The sequence below is a fragment of the Pseudomonas sp. LF-5 genome (genome assembly GCF_037626295.1).
Lineage (GTDB): Bacteria > Pseudomonadota > Gammaproteobacteria > Pseudomonadales > Pseudomonadaceae > Aquipseudomonas > Aquipseudomonas monsensis.
The window spans coordinates 1-1,650 of record NZ_JARKMT010000022.1 but is presented as its reverse complement, the minus strand read 5'-3'; the positions used below and the strand labels follow the sequence as shown (position 1 = coordinate 1,650).

1 protein-coding gene is annotated in these 1,650 nt (G+C 53.6%); it reads right to left on the bottom strand.

Annotated features, from left to right (window positions below; translation table 11 throughout):
• Window positions 1-41 precede the first annotated feature (41 nt).
• A protein-coding gene (locus PseuLF5_RS28075) for an IS3 family transposase (RefSeq protein ID WP_340135114.1) occupies window positions 42-1,570 on the bottom strand; the annotation gives its coding sequence in 2 pieces (ribosomal slippage) (window positions 42-1,129 and window positions 1,129-1,570; 1,530 coding nt in all).
• Window positions 1,571-1,650: the final 80 nt, after the last annotated feature.

The window sequence follows — 1,650 nt, the reverse complement described above, 5'->3', positions numbered from 1 at the left end:
CGGTACGTGTCAAGGTAACTGTCGCCTTGGTCTTACGGTTGCTAGTCCATTGCGCCCTTAATTTCAGGGCGCTCAGGATTTAAGTAAACGGCATCTGCCAGCTTCCAGTTGCGTGTGCGAGTGCTCCACCGGCTTGGGTTAGTTCGCCTGGCATCCTCATAAAGCTCTGCCCTGGCTTGTAATAGGGCGGTTGCTTTGCCCTCGTGCCGTTGGTTTGGCGTGACGTATTTCAGGGCACTGTGGCGGTGATCTTCGTTGTACCAATCGATGAAATTCTGCACCCAAAGCCTTGCATCAGTGACCGTATCAAATGGTTGATCCGGCCAAAGCGGGCAATACTTTGCGGTGCGAAAAAGTGCTTCGGCGTAAGCATTGTCATTGCTCACCCTTGGCCGACTAAAAGAAGGCTCTACGCCCAGCGCGACCATGCTTTCACGCAGCAAAGAACCTCTCATCACGTGTCCGTTATCTGAGTGCAACACCAGCGGACGACCTGCCGTCTGTTCGCGTAAACATCCCTTTCTGAGCAGTTCACAGGCGTGTTCGGCGCTCTCCACTTCGTGGACTTCATTGGCGACCAGTTTGCGACTGTAGACGTCCTTGATCATGTACCAGTAGAAAAAACGGCCCTTCACTGTGCTCGGCAACCAGGTGATATCCCAGCACCACACCTGATTGGGGCCATCAGCGCGATGCGTCGTCAGTACTCTTCGTTTTGGGGCTTTGGCCCGGCCGCGACGGACGTTTTGATTGGCGGCTTTCAACACACGATAAAACGTCGATTCCGAAGCTAGATAAATGCCTTCATCAGCCAGCTTAGGCACGATTTGGTGCGGGGTCAGGCTGGCGTAGCCAGCCTGATTGGCAGCATCCAGCACCGCTTGACGCTCCGTATCATTGAGCTTGTTAGCCGGAGCTGCACGTTGAGCCAGCTGTCGCCCGTCACATTCAGTGTGTTGCCAGCGTTGAACTGTGCGCAGGCTCAGACCCAGTTCATTGCAAGCGCGATATCGACGAGCGCCATTCAGCACTGCGTCGGCAATCAACTTCATGGCTTGCGTACGATCAGAGGCGTTGATCAGTCTTCCTTGTCCTTGCCCCAGATCGCATTGGCTTTTTTTCTGAGCTCCAGCAACGCCACCGCCTCTGCACGACTGGCATCAGACTGAATCAGTTGGCGCTCAAGTATTTTGATGCGCCGTTGCTCGGCCGTTTTTGAAGTTCGAGAGGTGAGATCAAGAACGGGATTAGCGTTTTGGCATGCCACTCGCCACTGTTGGATTTGCTCAGGGTAAATGCCTTTGATTCGGCAGTATTGAGAGATCTCGACCTCGCTCAACGGCGCGGTTTCCATGACGGCATTGAATTTATCGGCGCTAGACCATTGGTCACTGGTCTTGCCGTTTCCCGGAACGATCAAGCCTTTATCTCTAGCCATTTGTCTCCAGTTTCGCAGTGACTGTGGCGTGAGATTGAGTGCAGCGGCAAGTTCCGCCACTGATCGATTGAGGGGCGGCATCATTTGCAGAACGACCCAGTCTTTGAAGTCGTTGTCGTAGCGTTTGCCCATTTTGGACATGGTTATTCACCTTCGCCCTCTTGATTATTTGAGTCAATCAATAAGGGCGACAGGTAGCCTGACACGGAGGG